Source organism: Staphylococcus arlettae, assembly GCF_025560845.1.
In the GTDB taxonomy this organism is placed as follows: domain Bacteria; phylum Bacillota; class Bacilli; order Staphylococcales; family Staphylococcaceae; genus Staphylococcus; species Staphylococcus arlettae.
In genome coordinates, this window is the sequence record NZ_CP094803.1 from 763,208 (window position 1) to 781,187 (window position 17,980).

Genomic DNA, 17,980 nt, shown 5'->3' on the forward strand with positions numbered 1-17,980 from the left:
TCATGCGTATATTAGTTAAAATTTCATATTTAGGAACACAGTTTATGGGTTTTCAAATTCAGCAATCAGGTAGAACTGTGCAGCAACAATTTGAAAAAATCTTAAAACGCATGCATAAGCGACATGTTCGTATTCACCCGACAAGTAGGACTGATAGAGGTGTCCATGCGTTAGAACAATATTTTCATTTTGATACGGAGTTAAATATTGCACCAGAAAAGTGGAAATATGCTATGAATAGTGCCTTACCAGATGATATACTTGTGCATGATGTAACTGTTGTGGATGATGAATTTCATTGTAGATATGACTGTTTAGGAAAGTCGTATCGTTATAAAGTGTATCAAACTTCACAGCGTGATCCATTCCAAAGTGGCTTAAAAACGCACGTAAATGTCCAGTTAGATTTAACTAAAATGAATCAAGCTGCACAAGCTTTTGTTGGCACACATGATTTTACAGGATTTTGTTCCCAAAAAACAGAAGTAGAAAGTAAAGTTAGAACTTTATATCAAAGTGAAATTATAGCTAACTCAGATGGTTTTGACTATGTCGTTACCGGATCAGGTTTTTTATATAATATGGTTAGAGTATTGGTGGCATTTTTAATTGAAGTAGGTAAAGGCAAACGGCAGCCTGAAGATGTTCCCCGCTTGCTCGAATCTAAAGATAGAAATGAAGTGCCATTTACTGCACCTGCAGAAGGACTTTATTTAGAGCATGTTTATTTGTCAGAAGCAACACTATTAGAAGATTTTGGAAATGACATAACAATTCACAGAAAAAAATCATTACAAAATGACTAAATTAGATTGACAAATAGACATAAAAATTATAAGATTACTAACGGTATTGTTTTATATCACCCCACGATAAGCCCCGGAAACTTATTGTGTTACTAGATATATAAGCAGGTAGAACAACAGTTAACAAATAAATGAAATCTCAGCTTTACATCGTAACAAATTATGTACTAACAAAAGACGAAACATTTATTTCTTAGGAGGACAATTATTATGCGTCAAACATTTATGGCTAATGAAGCAAACATTGAGCGCAAATGGTATGTTATTGATGCTGAAGGACAAACATTAGGTCGTTTATCTTCAGAAGTAGCAACTATCTTACGCGGTAAAAATAAAGCAACTTACACACCACACGTTGATACAGGTGATTATGTAATCATCATCAATGCTGGTAAAATCCAATTCACTGGAAACAAAGCACAAGACAAAGTTTACTATCGTCACTCAAATCACCCAGGCGGTATCAAATCAGTTACTGCTGGTGAATTAAGAGAAAAAAATCCAGAACGTTTACTTGAAACTTCAATTAAAGGTATGTTACCAAGCACTCGTTTAGGCGAAAAACAAGGCAAAAAATTATTTGTATATGGTGGCGCTGAACATCCACACGCTGCACAACAACCAGAAAACTACGAGTTACGTGGTTAATTAGAAGGAGGAAATTACATTGGCACAAGTTGAATATAAAGGCACAGGCCGTCGTAAAAACTCAGTAGCACGTGTACGTTTAGTACCAGGTGAAGGTAACATGACAGTTAATGGTCGTGACGTACGTGACTACTTACCATTTGAATCATTGATTTTAGACATTAACCAAGCATTCGACGTTACAGAAACAAAAGGTAACTACGATGTATTAGTAAATGTTCACGGTGGAGGATTCACTGGACAAGCACAAGCTATCCGTCACGGAATCTCTCGTGCATTATTAGAAGCAGATCCTGAATACAGATCTTCATTAAAACGTGCTGGATTACTTACACGTGACCCACGTATGAAAGAACGTAAAAAACCAGGTCTTAAAAAAGCACGTCGTTCACCACAATTCTCAAAACGTTAATTATTGGTGTCATTTCAAAGCACTTCCCAATTGGGAAGTGCTTTTTTTATGTTTTAATTTCACTCTGAATAAAATAAAAGAACTAACCCCAAATTTCTGGCTAGTTCTTTTAAATATATTACTTAGTTGTCATCATTTAATTGTCCTAAAAGTTCAACTAAACGAATACGATTATTTGTTCCATATACATGGGGAAGTATCATAATTTCATCAGCGTTATATTCTGTAGCTAATGATGACAATCGCTGTCTAACATTATTAGGGGTATCAGCTATGACTCGACGTTTATTTTGTTCGAATTTTTGATATTCACGTGCAGAAAAACCACGATTGACAGTAAAGTCAATAGAAGGATAAACAGTAGGTTGATCTAAATAATTTATCCGTAATAACCATAAATGAAAAGGCTGCTCTAAAGCGGAGACTTGTTCTTGAGTATCAGCTGTAATGACAAAAGTAGCAACGATGACATAAGGTGGTTGTTCGTGACGATATTGCAAGTATTCTTGCTTGTAAGTTTGAATCATTTGTTTAATTTTCGTTGTCGGTTGTCCCATCAATGCTACTACTAGAGGTAAGCCTTGTTTAGCAGCTAATTTTGCACTATCTACACTAGTAGAAAGTAAATACATTGAAGGTTGTGTACTAATCATAGGTGTAGCATACAATGCGTGAAAACGATTGTGTGTGTTTATGTCATCATTAAAATATGTCGATAAATCGATGAGTTGTTGCTCGTAATTTACAGTTGCTGTTTTGTTTTCGTTTAATGCAGCGTTAACGTTTGGAAAACTCGGTGAACGTCCTATACCTAAGTCAACACGACCGGGGTGTCTAGCTTCCATTGTTTTAAATTGTTCTGCTACTTTATATGCACTATAATGTGGCAACATAACACCGCCACTACCTATATTAATTGATGTTGTATTTTCTAACAGTGACATCATAATCATTTCAGGAGCACTCGAAGCAACCGAAAATACTTGGTGATGCTCTGCAATCCAATAGCGATGATAATGATACTGTTCAGCAACTTTAGCTAAGGCAATAGTATGATTTAATGCAGATGTGGCATTTTCGCCCTCAAAAATTGGCACATAATCTAAAATACTTAATTTCATCCCACACGTTCCTCCATATTGACCATAATAATACGATTATCATAACATTCACTAATTAATTAATCACTTTGATTGATTCCAGTAAGAAGTAAATATAGAATTAACTTGAAATATTATTTTTATACGGAGGCGATAAATTATGAAAGCTGAACAAATTCTATTAGCCAAAAGACCTCAAGGTGTACCTACGGACGATGTGTTTAAATATGAAACCGTGGATTTAGCAGACCCTAGTGACGGAGAAATACAAGTTGAAGCAATTTATATTTCTGTAGATCCTTATATGAGAGGGCGAATGAATGAAGGTAAGTCTTATGTACAGCCATTTGAAGTAAATAAACCTTTAAATGGTCATATTGTCGCTCGAGTAATAAAGAGTAAAGCACAAGGGTTTAGTAATGGTGACATTGTAGTCGGCCGTTTACCGTGGCAAACAGCTGTTAATATTCAACCTGATGATGTAACTAAAGTAACTCAAACTGACATACCTCTACATTTATATTTAAGTGTTTTAGGTATGACAGGTCAAACGGCGTATCATGGTTTATTAAAAATTGGGCAACCTAAAGCAGGTGAAACTGTAGTTGTTTCTGCGGCGTCTGGTGCAGTCGGCTCTGTAGTAGGTCAAATTGCCAAATTAAAAGGTGCACGTGTTGTTGGTATAGCGGGTGGTAAGGAAAAAACTGATTATCTCGTTACAGAATTAGGATTTGACGCAGCCGTTGATTATAAAGATTCACAATATGCCTCATTATTAGCAGATGCTGTGCCAGATGGTGTAGACGTATACTTCGAAAATGTTGGTGGCCATGTCGCTGATGAAGTATTGAAGCATTTAAATCAATTTGCACGTATCCCTGTCTGTGGAGCAATTTCAGGATATAATGACGTAGAAATAGATCATGGTCCTAGAATTCAGCCGATATTAATTAAATCACAAGCACTAATGCAAGGTTTCATTGTTGCAAATTATGCAGATGATTTTGCAAATGCTAGTAAAGAACTTGCACAATGGGTAACAGAAGATAAAATTAAAAGTAAAACATCAATTATGGATGGCTTTGAGCATTTACCACAAGCATTTAGAAATTTATTTACTGGTGATAATTTTGGTAAACAAGTTGTACGTGTAAAAGATCTCGAATAGAAAGGAAATGACATAACATGAAAGCAATAGTTGCAGATCGTGCTTTTTCATTAGAAGAAGGAAATCATTTTTACGAATTAGATATTGATACACCTCAACCACATGATAAAGAATTACTGGTTCGTGTCGAAGCGATTAGTGTGAATCCTGTTGATACTAAAATTAGACAATCCCCGGTACAAAACGGACCAAGGATTCTAGGCTATGATTGTGTTGGTACAATAGAGGCCATAGGTGATAATGTAACACTGTTTGATATTGGTGACACCGTGTATTATTCAGGCTCACCAGACTGTCAAGGTTCGAATCAAGAATATCAACTTGTTAATGAGCAGCTTGTTGCTTTGAAACCTCAAAATTTATCCAATACAGAAGCTGCAGGCATTCCATTAACTGCGTTAACAGCGTCAGAAACTTTATTTGATGTATTCGGTATTTCCCATATTGCTGAAGATAATGTAGGGAAGTCTATACTTATTATCAATGGAGCTGGTGGAGTAGGCAGTATTGCTACACAAATTGCTAAACAGTATGGACTCTACGTTATTACAACTGCTTCTCGTGATGCGACAGTAGAATGGTCGCAACAAATGGGTGCTGACATAGTACTTAACCATAAAGAAGATTTGAGAGCAGCGTTTAAATCAAATGAGTTAGCAGAAGTAGATTTTGTATTTTGTACATTTAGTACTGACATGTATTACGAAGTTATGATTGATTTAGTCAAACCACGTGGAAAAATTGCTACTATTGTAGCATTTAATGACAAACAAGATTTAAACTTATTAAAAAATAAAAGTGTGACTTTTACACATGAATATATGTATTCAAGACCTTTGCATAAAATGGATGATATGATTATGCATCATCGTTATTTAAATGATGTTACTGCTAACTTTGAAGCAGGAATCTACCAACCTACCACAAATAAAGTTATTGAAGGTTTAACGGCAGAATCACTTTATTCTGCACATGAACTATTAGAGTCTAATCAGATGATTGGAAAATTAGTTATTAACTTAACAAATGATTGAACTAACAACTAATAGTAAACACAAGAATTAATGTATCAAGTGAATACAATTATATAAAGTTACACAATTTATAAGCTTTGCTAAAATATGAAGGCGAACATAACAATCTATTCCAATTATAGATTGTTATGTTCGCCATTTTTATTAGTTAAACATGCATTAAATGTATAATTTGCATGTCGTAGGGTATAAGTTATATATCAATTAAACGGAGTGAATGAATTATGCGAAAGAAATCAATTACGGGAGTATTTTGGATTGCATTACTTATCTGTACTGGATTTGTAATATACGGTGCAATATGGCCAAAAACACTGGAAACTATAACTCAAAATATTACTTCCTTTATAGCAGTTAATTTTGGCTGGTACTATTTACTATTAGTATTATTTATTTTAATAGTTTGTATTTATTTATTATTTTCTAGATATGCCAGTATTACTTTAGGAAAAGAAGGGGAAGATCCTGAATTCTCACTAAAATCATGGTTTGCGATGTTATTTAGTGCTGGTATGGGTATTGGTTTAGTCTTTTGGACTACTGCAGAACCTATAAGTCATGCTTTCACTATGACACCAATACATAAAGCAGGAACACAAACAGCTATCAATGAAGCAATGCAATTTTCATTTTTTCATTGGGGTATTCATGCTTGGGCTGTGTACGGGATTGTGGCTTTAATATTTGCTTATTTTAGTTTTCACAAAGGTTATCCCGGTCTTGTTAGTGCAACTTTAATGCCATTGTTTGGCGAAAAAACTATGCGTGGTCCTCTAGGACAAGCGATAGATGTACTGGCCATTATTGCGACAGTTACTGGAGTGGCAGCTACATTAGGTTTTGGAGCTTTACAAATTAACGAAGGTTTAAACTTTTTATTCAATATACCATCTAATTTTGGTGTTCAAGTTGTTATTATAATTATTGCTACTATCTTATTTACTTGGTCAGCGTGGTCAGGTATAAATAAAGGAATTAAAAGCCTTAGTAATATTAATATGGCATTAGCTTTTGTCGTATTAGTTGCCTTATTCTGTGTAGGACCAACATTGAGTATTTTAAATACTTTCACTAATGGCTTGGGAGATTACATTGCCAACTTTTTCAAAATGAGTTTACGTATTCCACAATCTGGTGGAGAGAAATTCCAATGGCTACAAAATTGGACTATTTTCTACTGGGCATGGTGGATTTCATGGGCACCATTTGTTGGTATCTTTATTGCACGTGTTTCACGCGGTAGAACTATCAAAGAATTTATCTTAGGTGTGTTATTCGTACCGGCACTTGTTTGTTTCATATTCTTTGCAGTATTTGGCACATCAGCTATTTATTTGCAGCAGCATGGTATAGCAGATATAGCTAAGTATGCAACTGAAACGGCTACTTTTGCTACATTAGAACATTATCCGTTAGGATTTATATTAAGTTTAATAACATTAGTAGTTATCATGATTTTCTTTGTTACTTCAGCTGATTCAGCTACCTATGTGTTAGGAATGCTCAGCTCGAAAGGACATATTAATCCTACAAGTTTTGTCAAAGTAAGTTGGGGAGTAATTTTAGCGCTGTTTGCAATGATCATGATTTATACAGGTGGTACTCAATCCATACAAAATTTACTGATTATTGCTGCACTACCATTTTCAATAGTAATTATATTAATGATATGGTCGTTATTTAAATCTTTAGCGATTGAAAAGCCGAGAAATCAACAGTTTAAGTTAGCTCAGTCGAAACATCAGGAATTAAAAATGAAAGAAGATTAAATAAGACAGGTACAATTTGATAGCTAAGTTATTATATATGACGAAATTTTATCTACTAGTACATGTTTAAAAGAAAATTGTAATAAAAAAAATAAAATAACGTTTTTAAGATTAACAAACGGGGTAATACTTCTGTATGGCTCGTTGTACTTGTACATAATAAAAATGCATAGGAGGTGTCATACGGGTGAAAAGACTAAAAAACTTTATTTTAGGGCTCTTAATTGTCGTCATTGTTGGTTTCTTATTGTTTATGTACCTTGACGATTCTAGAATAACAAAATATCAAGATTACTTATTACAATATAGTTGGTTTAAACCTACATTGATTGGGTTAGCAGCCTTTCTAATTTTAATAGGTTTGATTTTAGTATTTAGCTTATTTAAACCGACACACAGAAAGCCAGGCTTATATAAAAATTACGCAGATGGACATATTTATGTCTCCCGTAAAGCAGTTGAAAAATCGGCTTATGACACAGTAGTGAAATATGACGAAATTAGACAACCGAATGTAGTCGCAAAGCTTTATAATAAAAAGAAAAATCCGCATATAACAATCAAAGCAGATTTCTTTGTACCAGGTGACGTACAAGTTGGTAGTTTAACTGAACAAGTGAGAGAAGACATTAAACAAAATGTTGAACACTTTACAGAAATTCCAGTTAAAAAATTAGAAGTTAACGTTAGAGATCAAAAATCTTCAGGTCAACGCGTGTTGTAAGGGAGGGTAATCATGACTAACAATAACAATCAAAATGAACAAGATTCAACACAAGTAGTAGTGGATTTTTTCAAAACATTTAAATGGCGTATTATCGGTTTTCTAGCCTTCTTAATTATCGCAATATTATTTTTAACACTCGGCTTTTGGAAAACTATATTAATTATTATATTGTGTTTAATCGGTATTGGTATCGGGTATACTAAAGACCGTAAGCAAGATTTCTTAAACTTCCTTAACCGGTGGAGTTAAAGCTATAGTCTTCATCGGAAGCAATAATAATAAATGATTAATTTCATAAAAAAAGGAGAAATAAATATGGCAGTAGATAACAATAAAGCTAAACAAGCTTATGACAACCAAACAGGTGTAAATGAAAAAGAACAAGAATTACAACAACAACAGCAACAAGACAAACAAGAACCAGAATTCTCAAACAAATTAACTTTCTCAGATGAAGTAATTGAAAAAATTGCTGGTATTGCAGCTCGTGAAGTTAATGGTATTTTAGAAATGAAAGGCGGATTCGTCGACAGTATTTCTAATTCATTTGGAAATAATAGTGGTAACGTAACACGTGGTGTAAGCGTTGAAGTCGGTGAAAAACAAGCTGCAGTTGATTTAAAAGTTATCGTAGAATATGGTGAATCAGCACCAAAAATCTTCCGCAAAGTGACTGAATTAGTGAAAGAACAAGTTAAATACATTACAGGTTTAGACGTTGTGGAAGTTAATATGCATGTTGAAGATGTAATGACTAAAAAAGAATGGTCACAAAAAAATGAAAAAAGTCAAAGTTCAAGCAATAGCCAAGACAAAGGCTTACAATAATTAATAGTAAATAAGAGGTTGGAACAATATTGATTTGTTCCAACCTCTTTTCATATTGGTAGTAGCTGACTGTTTGGTATATTGGCAGTTTTTATGCACGCTTTCCGTGGGCACTGCCTCAGCCTGTAGTCTTCGGCTAGTGCTTTACCCACAGGAGTCGGCATAAATCACTGTCAACAGGATATAGGTTATATATGTATCAGATGATTCGATAGGTCGACATTATCTCCTACTAACGTAAATATACGAAAAAGCACTACTATTTTGACAAAACTATATAAATAGAAAATAAACAAACCTTTCGCAAATTAATGCAAAGAATTTTTCTACGGTATGGAGGCTTGGACGACATTGATTCGTCCTAGTCTCTTTTCATATTGGCAGTAGCTGACTGCATTGAAAATGCGCTTCAAACCGAGCTTTTTTCAACGCTAGTCATCCTTGCCGGGGTGGGACGACGAAATCATTTTTTCAAAATCAGATTTCTGTCCCACTCCATGTTTTAGTCGAAACCTTTTTCATATGGGCAGTAGCTGACTGCATTGAAAATGCGCTTCAAACCGAGCTTGTTTCAATGCTAGTCATCCTTGCCGGGGTGGGACGACGAAATCATTTTTTCAAAATCAGATTTCTGTCCCACTTCATGTTTTAGTCGAAACCCTTTTTCATATGGGCAGTAGCTGACTGCATTGAAAATGCGCTTCAAACCAAGCTTGTTTCAATGCTAGTCATCCTTGCCGGGGTGGGACAACGAAATCATTTTTTCAAAATCAGATTTCTGTCCCACTTCATGTTTTAGTCGAAACCCTTTTTCATATGGGCAGTAGCTGACTGCATTGAAAATGCGCTTCAAACCAAGCTTGTTTCAATGCTAGTCATCCTTGCCGGGGTGGGACAACGAAATCATTTTTTCAAAATCAGATTTCTATCCCACTTCATGTTTTTGTCGAAACCCTTTTTCATATTGGCAGTAGCTGACTGCATTGAAAATGCGCTTCAAACCAAGCTTGTTTCAATGCTAGTCATCCTTGCCGGGGTGGGACAACGAAATCATTTTTTCAAAATCAGATTTCTGTCCCACTCCCTTTTTTGTTAGAAGCTAACAGTGTGGACTTATAGAGAGGGAATTACACAATTGTTGTGTTGATAGTTTAATGTGCAACGACGATTGTTTTTATTTATGTAGTGGATTATTAACTTTTACATAGGTGTAATAATCCGCTTCATCAACTAAACGCATAGTTGTAACACATTTATAGTCAATAGTCGGAGCAAACAGAATTTCTTTAAAGTTATTAATTCTGTTACTATTATCCATTGATTGTGCAACTTCATCTAGTTTTTGTTCAATTAAAGTTCTGACATTTGACCAGATTATATTTTCTATATGAGGGGCATCCCAAATTTTTACTGCTGTCAGTATAAGCTCTCCGATATGATTTTGAACGGTTGAATAAAAGGCTTTGTTCAACACTGTTTGTGCATTTGAGGATAAGATTAGTGATTTTTGATGAAAGTTTTTTGTACTGTATCCCATAGCATTTAATTGTTGAGTATCAATGCGTAATCCTTCAAAATCACGAATATAAATATGGTGTAATGCACCAGTGTTATCAATTGAAATAATAGCATTTTGTAAATGTGCTTCTAGAGCTATTCCATATTTGGCTACTAAAGGTATTACTAAGTCGCAAAGTGTTTTACTATAATGTGTTAACCAAGCTATAGCTGCTGTTTCTATAGAGTCAAAAGCGTAATTGTCATAATAACGCGTGATTAATGTTTCTAAAGGAGTTTCACTATTATAAACATGACAACTAACTAAACTAGAAGGCACTATTGGGGTACTATCATTTTCGATTAGCTGATAAATATTTTCGCGAAATAAAGTAGCAATTTGTTCACTACGCTTTGTTTGCTGCTGCTCAGAGCTATTGTAATAATGTAAACCAGCTATTTCATCGACAGTTGAAGCTTGTATATTCTTGAATAAATTATCTTGAGATATGATATCTTTTAAAATATTTGATACTAATGGTCCATTAAATGTTGTTTGTTCAGATAAAGTTCGAATTTCACCTGTAATATGTACGTTGGTAGCCAATTTAATATGTGGTGTCGTATCTACTTTTGGCATTAATGTTCTAAAAGAGAGACCAGCATAATAATCTAATTGATAATTTAAAGGAATATAAAAACTAGATTGTATGAGGTCATCATATTGCGATTTGAAAATTGTCTCAAATTGCCATGGATGTATAACAAGTACATAATAGTTTGGCAGTTGAGAATGTCCTACTTCAGCGACGACACATTGTCGCAAGTTTGGAAATCGTTGAAATAAAGCTTCATTGTAATCGGATGTAAGTGATTGTGACTTTGCCACTGACTTATGTAATAACGCAAAATGCAGTGAAATGGGCTTATCGAATTCTGCTGAGTATTGAATGGCTTCTCTTGCTGTTAGCCCTTTACGTAACTTAGCGCCTGGATGTAAAGGATGTCCTTCAATGACAGACTGTTCTGAGCGTAAATAACTATCTTTACTGTTTTCAATTAATGTCCACAACGGTGCTGTAACTTGTGAAAATGAATATAGTTGATAACTTAGTGCTAACGCTAAATTGGCAATACTGTTTTCAAGATCCATTTTAAATTGCAACGTTGCATTAGTATCTAATTTTGGTAATTCAGTTAATATGCAATTTAAAATTAGCTCTGGATGTGTGATACGTGTTAATTTATCTTCTTCTAAAAAATAAAATGGACCTTCCACGTCTACACGATTAAATGCATACATCCCCACAATAGGTGCTATTATTACTTTATTTGAATTTGAGAAGTAGAGCTGTAGTACATGTGAGCGACTCGTTTTCAAAGTAAAAGGTATGTCAGTAACTTCTCTGATAGAACTGTTATTATAACAATTTGCTAAGTTCTCTCTATACATTGATGCTACCAAGCGTTGGGTTATTTTATCTCTACTTAGTGAGATAGCACTTTTGAATTTGTCAGCCCACTGTGATTCATTGGTAGATAAATAAGTATAAGCAGACGCTTCTTCAGGAGTAAGTTGTATATTTAAATCGTTATAATTATTTATATTTGTCATAACCCACCTCAAAAAATTTATTTTACAAATGCATTTTATATTTGTACAATCAATAGTATCTATAATGATAATGGTTATCAATTAAGTGTGGGAGTATTTTCCCATACCTTTATACTAGCGTTATATTTTATTATTAAATTTTATCATATATTGTGTGGTTATCACATGTAGTAAGTTAAACCGTAGCTATTTAGACGAAGTAATTTAATTATTTTATGTTATTAAATATTGCCGAGTTAGCATGGATTTTAACAATATTATCAGCAGTATTTTACAATAACTATGTTTAGTTTATTGAATGAATGAACAGCATGTATAGTGAAATTTGGGAAGTAAAAATGGAGGACACCTATTATATGGAATATACAACAAGACAGTTGGCAGATTTAAATGTTCAACATCGAATATTAAATGCCATTATTAAAGAAGACATAGCTTCAGACAACTTAAAATTGCAAGTCGAAGATAGTAAATTATACATTCAATATAAAGGTCAAATCTTAGAAGTTTGTTATACACAGGCTAGTGCTATGAAACGATATAGGTTGAGTGGTTTTATTACGTATAAACGAGGACAACAATCAATTAAGATAGACAATTTAGAGCAATTATTAGCAATTTTAAATGATAATTTTGATTTAAAGATTAGCCAACAGTTAACTTCAGAGCTGATTTCTAGTAGAACAGGTTTTATGTTAATCTATGAACAATTTGACAATAGACAGCAAAATATTGCTGACAGTCTGAAGTTTTCACGTATGCCTCAAAATATAAATTTTTGTGCATGGTTACAGCACATTGTTGAACAAGGTGAAGTTGACGAGTTAACTGTTTCAGAGGGGTTGGTTATTGAAGGACATCCTACACATCCGCTTAGTAAAACAAAACTTCCCTTATCTGAAGCGGATATGAAACTATATTCACCTGAATTTGGTCAAATTATTCCACTAAAACTGATGGTTATCCATAAAGATAAAGCGGTAGCGACTTCCATGGAAGATCATGAACAATATATGTTGGATGTGGTGTTGCCAGATTACAAATATCGCTTGAAAGCATTTTTGGAATCTCAACAATTGAACTTAAAAGATTACCAAGTAATATTAGTTCATCCATGGCAATATGAACATGTTATTGTAGACACATTTAAGGAGTGGATTCTAGAAGGCTATTTATTACCTACTCCATTTGAGGTTCCATCTAAAGCGACATTGTCTTTCAGAACTATGGAGCTAGTAGGGCGCCCATTTCATGTCAAATTACCTATAAAAGTGCAAGCAACTAGTGCTATTCGTACAGTGGGGCATGTTACTACTATCGATGGACCACACGTAAGTTATGAATTGCAACAGTTAACTAAAGCATATCCATTACTCCAAGTTGCTACGGAACCATTTGGATTATATGCAAATACTGAAGCGGCAAAGGCTAAGCATTTGTCGTATATTATACGTAGTAAACCTCACATTTCTTATAATGGTTTGACGTTAGTTTCGGCGTGTTTAGTGAATAAAAACCCAGTAGATGGTAACACCATAATTGATAGCTACTTAGAATGGCTAAATTATGACATAAACCAGTCCTCAATCAACGAATTTTTACAGCATTATGCATATGCGTTGATTACACCGCTCATAGCTTATATTCAAGATTATGGAATAGCACTAGAAGCACATATGCAAAATACGGTTGTTAATTTAGGACCTGATTTTCAAATGCGCTTTATTGTTAGAGATTTAGGTGGATCCAGAATAGACTTAGATACTTTAAAAACTACGGCACCACAAATCAATGTCATGAATGATAGTTTGTTGGCAGATAATATCGTGGATGTAATAGCTAAATTTCAACATTCAGTAATTCAAAATCAATTTGCTGAATTAATACATCATTTCGGACAATATAAACAGGTGAATGAAGCAGAGTTATTTCAAATAGTGTCGGAAATCGTCAATGCAGCAATAGATGATAATAAACCACATGCGTCAGAATTACGTCAACAATTATTTGCACCCACAATTAAAGTTAAAGCTTTATTACGCATGAGAATGGAAAATAAAGTGAAACAATATATCACAACTGAAATCGATAATCCTATATGTGAAGAGGGGTGGAAGTAAAGTGCAATTAACAATTAATTTATCCAAAATTCAATATAACGCCAAAGTTTTACTGACATTACTGAATGAACATCATGTACATTTTACACCTGTAACTAAATGTATTGCTGGAGATCAAGTTATAGTAAATGAGTTAAAAAAATTAGGTATTACGCACTTTGCAGATGCACGAATTGATAATATTAAAAAAGCTACAGCTAAAGATATTACATATACAATGTTGCGTAGTCCTGGCCAAAATGAACTACAAGAAATTGTTAAACTTTCTAAAATAAGTATTCAAACTGAACTGAAGTCAATTAAAGCATTAAATGCAGTAGCTAAAAGCGAAGGAACAAAACATGAAATACTTTTAATGATAGATTGGAAAGATGCACGTGAAGGTGTACTTACGTATGATGTCATCAGTTATATAAATGAGATTTTAAAATTACATCATATTTGTCTCGTTGGTCTTGCGTTTAATTTTATGTGTTTTAATACACTTCCTCCATCTGAAGATGATGTAGATATGATAAATCATTTTATCAAAACAATAGAAACTGATACTCAATATCATTTTAAAATCATTTCTGGTGGTAACTCTAGTATGTTGACACAAATGTTTTACAATGATTTAGGGAAAATAAACGAATTACGAATTGGGGAAACATTATTCAGAGGTGTAGATACGATAACGAGTCAGCCTAGTCCTATTCTGTTTCAAAATTCGATCGTGTTAGAAGGAGAAATTCTTGAAATTAAACCGAGACTTGATATGGCATCTGGGAAACACTATTTGCAAGCTATCGTTGATATTGGTTATTTAGATACGGCAATTAATGGTTTAACAGCACGCAACAGACAAGTGAAAATAATAGGTGCAACAAGTGATCATTTAATGATAGATTTGATGAATTGTGATTACTATCAAGTCGGAGATAACTTAGAATTTGAATTAAACTATCATGCTTTAGCACAAAGCATGTACATGGAAAATATACCTAAAAATTACATCACGGATAATGGCATAACAATAATGACTCAAAGTTTAAATGCCAAACAACTTAACAGCTTTAAATTATAACAATGCTTTAGTTTTTATAATCATTAAAAAGAACTGAGTTTGAGAGTAGTAGGTAGCTGAAATTAAGGTAAAAATAGCCGATAGAGTTATAGATGAGTAGGTTCGAAATTAGTCAGTTATACAGATAAAATAAAACATTGCATTTGAAAGCGTTTTCATATAAAGTAGAGGTAATTCAAAGACAATATTATTTGAATTACCTTATTTAAGTTATTTATCAAATGGTGAAAGGCGCGTGTATAAAAAACTTATCATTTACATATTTATACACAATGGGTTATAATAATCGCTGTGTGAATTTTGCTATATGCATAAAAAATACCACCTAAGGGGTGATAATGAAGTGAATCAATATAGTAAATCGCAAATTATAAAAGGTCGTATTAAGTTTATAATTATGTCATTGATTGGTATTATTTTATTTTTAACACCAATTTCCGTGACTCAAGATGGTAAAAAGGAAACTACTTTAACTGTAGCTTATTTAGCAGGACAAGTAAAAACGTTAATTGGCGATGCGATGCCACTTATCATTGTTATTATTATTACGCTATCTGGGATATTATCAGTGTTATGTTCCACGATTTTGAAACATAAATTAAAACCTGAAGGGTTATTATACAATGCTTTCAACGTTAAAATGGTTTGGCTATTACTTAGAATATTAGCTGTAGTATTTGTATGGTGTACTTATTTAAAAGTAGGGAGCGAAGTAATTTATTCTGAAGATACTGGTGGTTTAGTGTTTTCTAGTTTATTACCAACGCTAGTAACGATATTTTTCTTTGCGGCATTATTTTTACCTTTATTAATGGAATATGGACTATTAGAATTATTGGGACCCATTTTTAGACCAGTAATGCGTCCATTATTTACTTTACCAGGCCGGTCTACTGTAGATAATCTGGCGTCGTTTATTGGTGATGGTACAGTTGGAGTATTGATTACGAGTAGACAATATCAAGAAGGGTTTTATTCGAGAAGAGAGGCAACGGTAATTGCAACAACTTTTAGTGTAGTATCTTTAACGTTTGCGATTGTTGTAGCAGAAACTGTTAACATGCAAAGTCATTTCTTCTATTTTTACTTAACTGTGATAGTTTCATGTTTGGTATTAGCTGTCATTATGCCGAGAATATGGCCGTTAAATAAAATTAAAGATGAATATTCCAAAGAAGTACCAGAAGAAATGAGAACCGAAAAATTACCTGAAGGAAAAACAACGCTTGGTCATGGTTTTGATATGGCTACTGAAAAAGGAATTAAAGCACCAGGATTTGCTTTGTTTTTTAAATCGGGCTTTAAAACTGTAGTAGATATGTGGTTTGTAATTCTACCAGTAGTAATGAGTATTGGGACACTAGCCACAATTATAGCTACGTATACCCCAGTATTTGCAATTATCGGTAAACCATTTGTGCCATACTTAGAATTACTGCAAATACCAGAAGCGGCACGAGCATCAGAAACTATTATTGTCGGTTTTGCTGATATGTTTTTACCATCTATCCTGATTGAAGGTGTTGGTAATAATATCACATTATTTGTTATTGGGGCGTTAAGTATTACCCAACTTATTTACTTATCTGAGGTTGGTGGCGTAATATTAGGTTCTAAAATTCCTGTAAGTATTTTTAAATTATTTATTATCTTTTTAATTCGTACTATTATAGCGTTACCTATAATTGCTTTAATGGCACATCTCTATTTTAACTAGCAAAAGGTCAGGACCATGAATTATGGTTCTGACCTTTTGCTATAGGTGACTAATTTAACGAAGAAAGTACATGTGCTTTTACTATTTTGTTGCCAATTACAGGCGATTCTTCTTGCTGCTTGCCTTTGTTACTATGTGCCTCTTTGAAAGCATCACTACTTAACCAAGCATTAAAATCGTCTTCTGATTCCCACCAAGTATTAACGTACATTTGATCATAGTCTAAATCTTCGTCTATTTGCCATACTTCAATACGTTTAAATCCAGAAAGTTCTTCAATTTTACCGCCCTGTGTAAACTTACTTGCCATTTTTGCGGCAAAACCTTTTTTGACATCAATTCTATTTGTCACAACATACATGACTTTTCACCTCTTTGTTAGTTATTACTATTTATCATAAATTGCTGTTTAATAAAACGTCAAATACTAGAGCGTTAATTTAGCAAAAAAAGAGGCAAAACTATAGTTTTGCCTCTTTTGATAAACTTATAATTATTTATTTAGTAAGTTCGTTGTAAACTTTTTGATCGTTTTGCGTATAAATAATGTATTCATGATCATCCGTGTCGATAATAACGCGATTCGTTTTACCAAATGTAGAACCAATTCTGTACACTTTGTCACGATCTAATTTAGGTACTGCATGGATATTTTGGTCTTGCGAAATGTTGTTAATTTCGTTTGTAGGAATTTTGATATCTGCAACTCTCCACTGAATTCTTACTTCATTATTATCTTTTTTAACTGTCATTGCCATATCTTGAACACATCCTTTAATAAATTTATAGCTATATCATATAACATACTGTAATCGTTTTCAAGTGATTATGTGATACTTTTTAAAATTAGGTTATACTTTAACTATTGCGAAAGTATGTTCGCGTTTCGCTTAATTATGTGGTAAAATATGGCGATAAGGAGAAGTGAAAATGACAGGTAAAACACACGCATCTTGTGGCTTTTTAGTTGGAGCTTTAGCCATAGAATATTACGAAACAGATTTATTTATTTCCGTTACAGTCGTTACTTTAGCAATTATCTCAAGTTTATTACCAGATATTTGTCATGCACAAAGTAGAATTGGAAGACGCTTTAAGTTTATTAGTATTATTATACGACTTTTATTTGGACATCGAACCTTTACTCATTCTATTTTATTTGTTTCAATCATTGCTGCTTTATTGTATATGATTCAAACGCCTAATTATTATTTAATTACAATTATATGTGGTTTGCTTTCACATGTTATACTAGATATGTTGACACCACGTGGCGTTAAATTATTGTATCCTATCCCTATTAGTATTAAATTTCCAGTACAGTTTAAAACGGGAGGGTTAGTTGATTTATCGTTAGCAACAACACTAACGATTGGAGGCTTTTACACTTTATTCCAATCTTATTTTAATAATTTTATTAATCATTTATTATGATATTGTTTGTCATTGTTAATGATTTGCTATATTGTACAT

Annotated in this window: 17 protein-coding genes; 13 read left to right on the top strand and 4 right to left on the bottom strand. The window is 33.3% G+C overall.

The window, feature by feature from the left end:
* Positions 1-2: 2 nt before the first annotated feature.
* The 3 genes from truA to rpsI all read left to right on the top strand — a co-directional run bounded on the left by truA (position 3) and on the right by rpsI (position 1,866).
* A complete protein-coding gene (gene truA, locus MUA37_RS03575) occupies positions 3-806 on the top strand; it encodes a tRNA pseudouridine(38-40) synthase TruA (protein WP_002509249.1) in 804 nt (267 codons plus the stop codon).
* A 210-nt stretch (positions 807-1,016) separates the two neighbouring features.
* Positions 1,017-1,454: a 50S ribosomal protein L13 gene (rplM, locus tag MUA37_RS03580; protein WP_021458974.1), complete on the top strand. Its 438-nt coding sequence runs from the start codon at positions 1,017-1,019 to the stop codon at positions 1,452-1,454.
* Between the two features lie 19 nt (positions 1,455-1,473).
* Positions 1,474-1,866: a 30S ribosomal protein S9 gene (rpsI, locus tag MUA37_RS03585; RefSeq protein ID WP_021458975.1), complete on the top strand. Its 393-nt coding sequence runs from the start codon at positions 1,474-1,476 to the stop codon at positions 1,864-1,866.
* A 122-nt stretch (positions 1,867-1,988) separates the two neighbouring features.
* Here rpsI and MUA37_RS03590 read toward each other — a convergent pair whose 3' ends face one another.
* A complete protein-coding gene (locus MUA37_RS03590; RefSeq protein ID WP_002509246.1) occupies positions 1,989-2,987 on the bottom strand; it encodes an LLM class flavin-dependent oxidoreductase in 999 nt (332 codons plus the stop codon).
* 139 nt (positions 2,988-3,126) lie between these two features.
* Here MUA37_RS03590 and MUA37_RS03595 point away from each other — a divergent pair, with 139 nt between their 5' ends.
* The 6 genes from MUA37_RS03595 (at position 3,127) to MUA37_RS03620 (ending at position 8,492) form a co-directional block, all read left to right on the top strand.
* A complete protein-coding gene (locus tag MUA37_RS03595; RefSeq protein ID WP_002509245.1) occupies positions 3,127-4,134 on the top strand; it encodes an NADP-dependent oxidoreductase in 1,008 nt (335 codons plus the stop codon).
* Between the two features lie 17 nt (positions 4,135-4,151).
* On the top strand, positions 4,152-5,168 hold the full coding sequence (locus tag MUA37_RS03600; protein WP_002509244.1) for a zinc-binding alcohol dehydrogenase family protein: 1,017 nt from the start codon (positions 4,152-4,154) through the stop codon (positions 5,166-5,168).
* 224 nt (positions 5,169-5,392) lie between these two features.
* Entirely contained in the window at positions 5,393-6,937 is a 1,545-nt protein-coding gene (locus MUA37_RS03605) for a BCCT family transporter (protein WP_262615770.1), read from the top strand.
* A 187-nt stretch (positions 6,938-7,124) separates the two neighbouring features.
* On the top strand, positions 7,125-7,661 hold the full coding sequence (amaP, locus tag MUA37_RS03610) for an alkaline shock response membrane anchor protein AmaP (RefSeq protein WP_002509242.1): 537 nt from the start codon (positions 7,125-7,127) through the stop codon (positions 7,659-7,661).
* Positions 7,662-7,673: 12 nt separating this feature from the next.
* A complete protein-coding gene (locus MUA37_RS03615; protein ID WP_002509241.1) occupies positions 7,674-7,913 on the top strand; it encodes a DUF2273 domain-containing protein in 240 nt (79 codons plus the stop codon).
* Positions 7,914-7,979: 66 nt separating this feature from the next.
* Positions 7,980-8,492, top strand: a complete 513-nt coding sequence (locus MUA37_RS03620; RefSeq protein ID WP_002509240.1) for an Asp23/Gls24 family envelope stress response protein — start codon at positions 7,980-7,982, stop codon at positions 8,490-8,492.
* Between the two features lie 1,174 nt (positions 8,493-9,666).
* Here MUA37_RS03620 and MUA37_RS03625 read toward each other — a convergent pair.
* A complete protein-coding gene (locus MUA37_RS03625; RefSeq protein ID WP_262615772.1) occupies positions 9,667-11,604 on the bottom strand; it encodes an IucA/IucC family protein in 1,938 nt (645 codons plus the stop codon).
* Positions 11,605-11,960: 356 nt separating this feature from the next.
* Between MUA37_RS03625 and MUA37_RS03630 the strand changes: the two genes are divergently transcribed.
* From MUA37_RS03630 to MUA37_RS03640, 3 genes are all read left to right on the top strand, one after another.
* Positions 11,961-13,724 (top strand): IucA/IucC family protein, encoded by a 1,764-nt coding sequence (locus MUA37_RS03630; RefSeq protein ID WP_107376850.1) that lies wholly within the window; start codon positions 11,961-11,963, stop codon positions 13,722-13,724.
* Position 13,725: 1 nt separating this feature from the next.
* Positions 13,726-14,790 (top strand): alanine racemase, encoded by a 1,065-nt coding sequence (locus tag MUA37_RS03635; protein ID WP_238126132.1) that lies wholly within the window; start codon positions 13,726-13,728, stop codon positions 14,788-14,790.
* 307 nt (positions 14,791-15,097) lie between these two features.
* Positions 15,098-16,507 (top strand): YjiH family protein, encoded by a 1,410-nt coding sequence (locus MUA37_RS03640; RefSeq protein ID WP_239441190.1) that lies wholly within the window; start codon positions 15,098-15,100, stop codon positions 16,505-16,507.
* Positions 16,508-16,556: 49 nt separating this feature from the next.
* Here the strand turns inward: MUA37_RS03640 and MUA37_RS03645 are convergent, their stop codons facing one another.
* Entirely contained in the window at positions 16,557-16,868 is a 312-nt protein-coding gene (locus MUA37_RS03645; protein ID WP_002509235.1) for a heme oxygenase, read from the bottom strand.
* 136 nt (positions 16,869-17,004) lie between these two features.
* The gene (locus tag MUA37_RS03650) at positions 17,005-17,265 is read right to left on the bottom strand and encodes a SunI/YnzG family protein (protein ID WP_002509234.1); all 261 of its coding nucleotides are present in this window, start codon (positions 17,263-17,265) and stop codon (positions 17,005-17,007) included.
* Between the two features lie 172 nt (positions 17,266-17,437).
* Between MUA37_RS03650 and MUA37_RS03655 the strand changes: the two genes are divergently transcribed.
* A complete protein-coding gene (locus MUA37_RS03655) occupies positions 17,438-17,941 on the top strand; it encodes a metal-dependent hydrolase (protein ID WP_262624837.1) in 504 nt (167 codons plus the stop codon).
* Positions 17,942-17,980 lie beyond the last annotated feature (39 nt).

Coding starts and splice junctions, on each gene's coding strand:
- truA (WP_002509249.1), top strand. CDS start 3: ATGCGTATATTAGTTAAAATTTCATATTTAGGAACACAGTTTATGGGT.
- rplM (WP_021458974.1), top strand. CDS start 1,017: ATGCGTCAAACATTTATGGCTAATGAAGCAAACATTGAGCGCAAATGG.
- MUA37_RS03590 (WP_002509246.1), bottom strand. CDS start 2,987: ATGAAATTAAGTATTTTAGATTATGTGCCAATTTTTGAGGGCGAAAAT.
- MUA37_RS03595 (WP_002509245.1), top strand. CDS start 3,127: ATGAAAGCTGAACAAATTCTATTAGCCAAAAGACCTCAAGGTGTACCT.
- MUA37_RS03600 (WP_002509244.1), top strand. CDS start 4,152: ATGAAAGCAATAGTTGCAGATCGTGCTTTTTCATTAGAAGAAGGAAAT.
- MUA37_RS03605 (WP_262615770.1), top strand. CDS start 5,393: ATGCGAAAGAAATCAATTACGGGAGTATTTTGGATTGCATTACTTATC.
- MUA37_RS03615 (WP_002509241.1), top strand. CDS start 7,674: ATGACTAACAATAACAATCAAAATGAACAAGATTCAACACAAGTAGTA.
- MUA37_RS03620 (WP_002509240.1), top strand. CDS start 7,980: ATGGCAGTAGATAACAATAAAGCTAAACAAGCTTATGACAACCAAACA.
- MUA37_RS03625 (WP_262615772.1), bottom strand. CDS start 11,604: ATGACAAATATAAATAATTATAACGATTTAAATATACAACTTACTCCT.
- MUA37_RS03630 (WP_107376850.1), top strand. CDS start 11,961: ATGGAATATACAACAAGACAGTTGGCAGATTTAAATGTTCAACATCGA.
- MUA37_RS03640 (WP_239441190.1), top strand. CDS start 15,098: ATGCATAAAAAATACCACCTAAGGGGTGATAATGAAGTGAATCAATAT.
- MUA37_RS03645 (WP_002509235.1), bottom strand. CDS start 16,868: ATGTATGTTGTGACAAATAGAATTGATGTCAAAAAAGGTTTTGCCGCA.
- MUA37_RS03650 (WP_002509234.1), bottom strand. CDS start 17,265: ATGGCAATGACAGTTAAAAAAGATAATAATGAAGTAAGAATTCAGTGG.
- MUA37_RS03655 (WP_262624837.1), top strand. CDS start 17,438: ATGACAGGTAAAACACACGCATCTTGTGGCTTTTTAGTTGGAGCTTTA.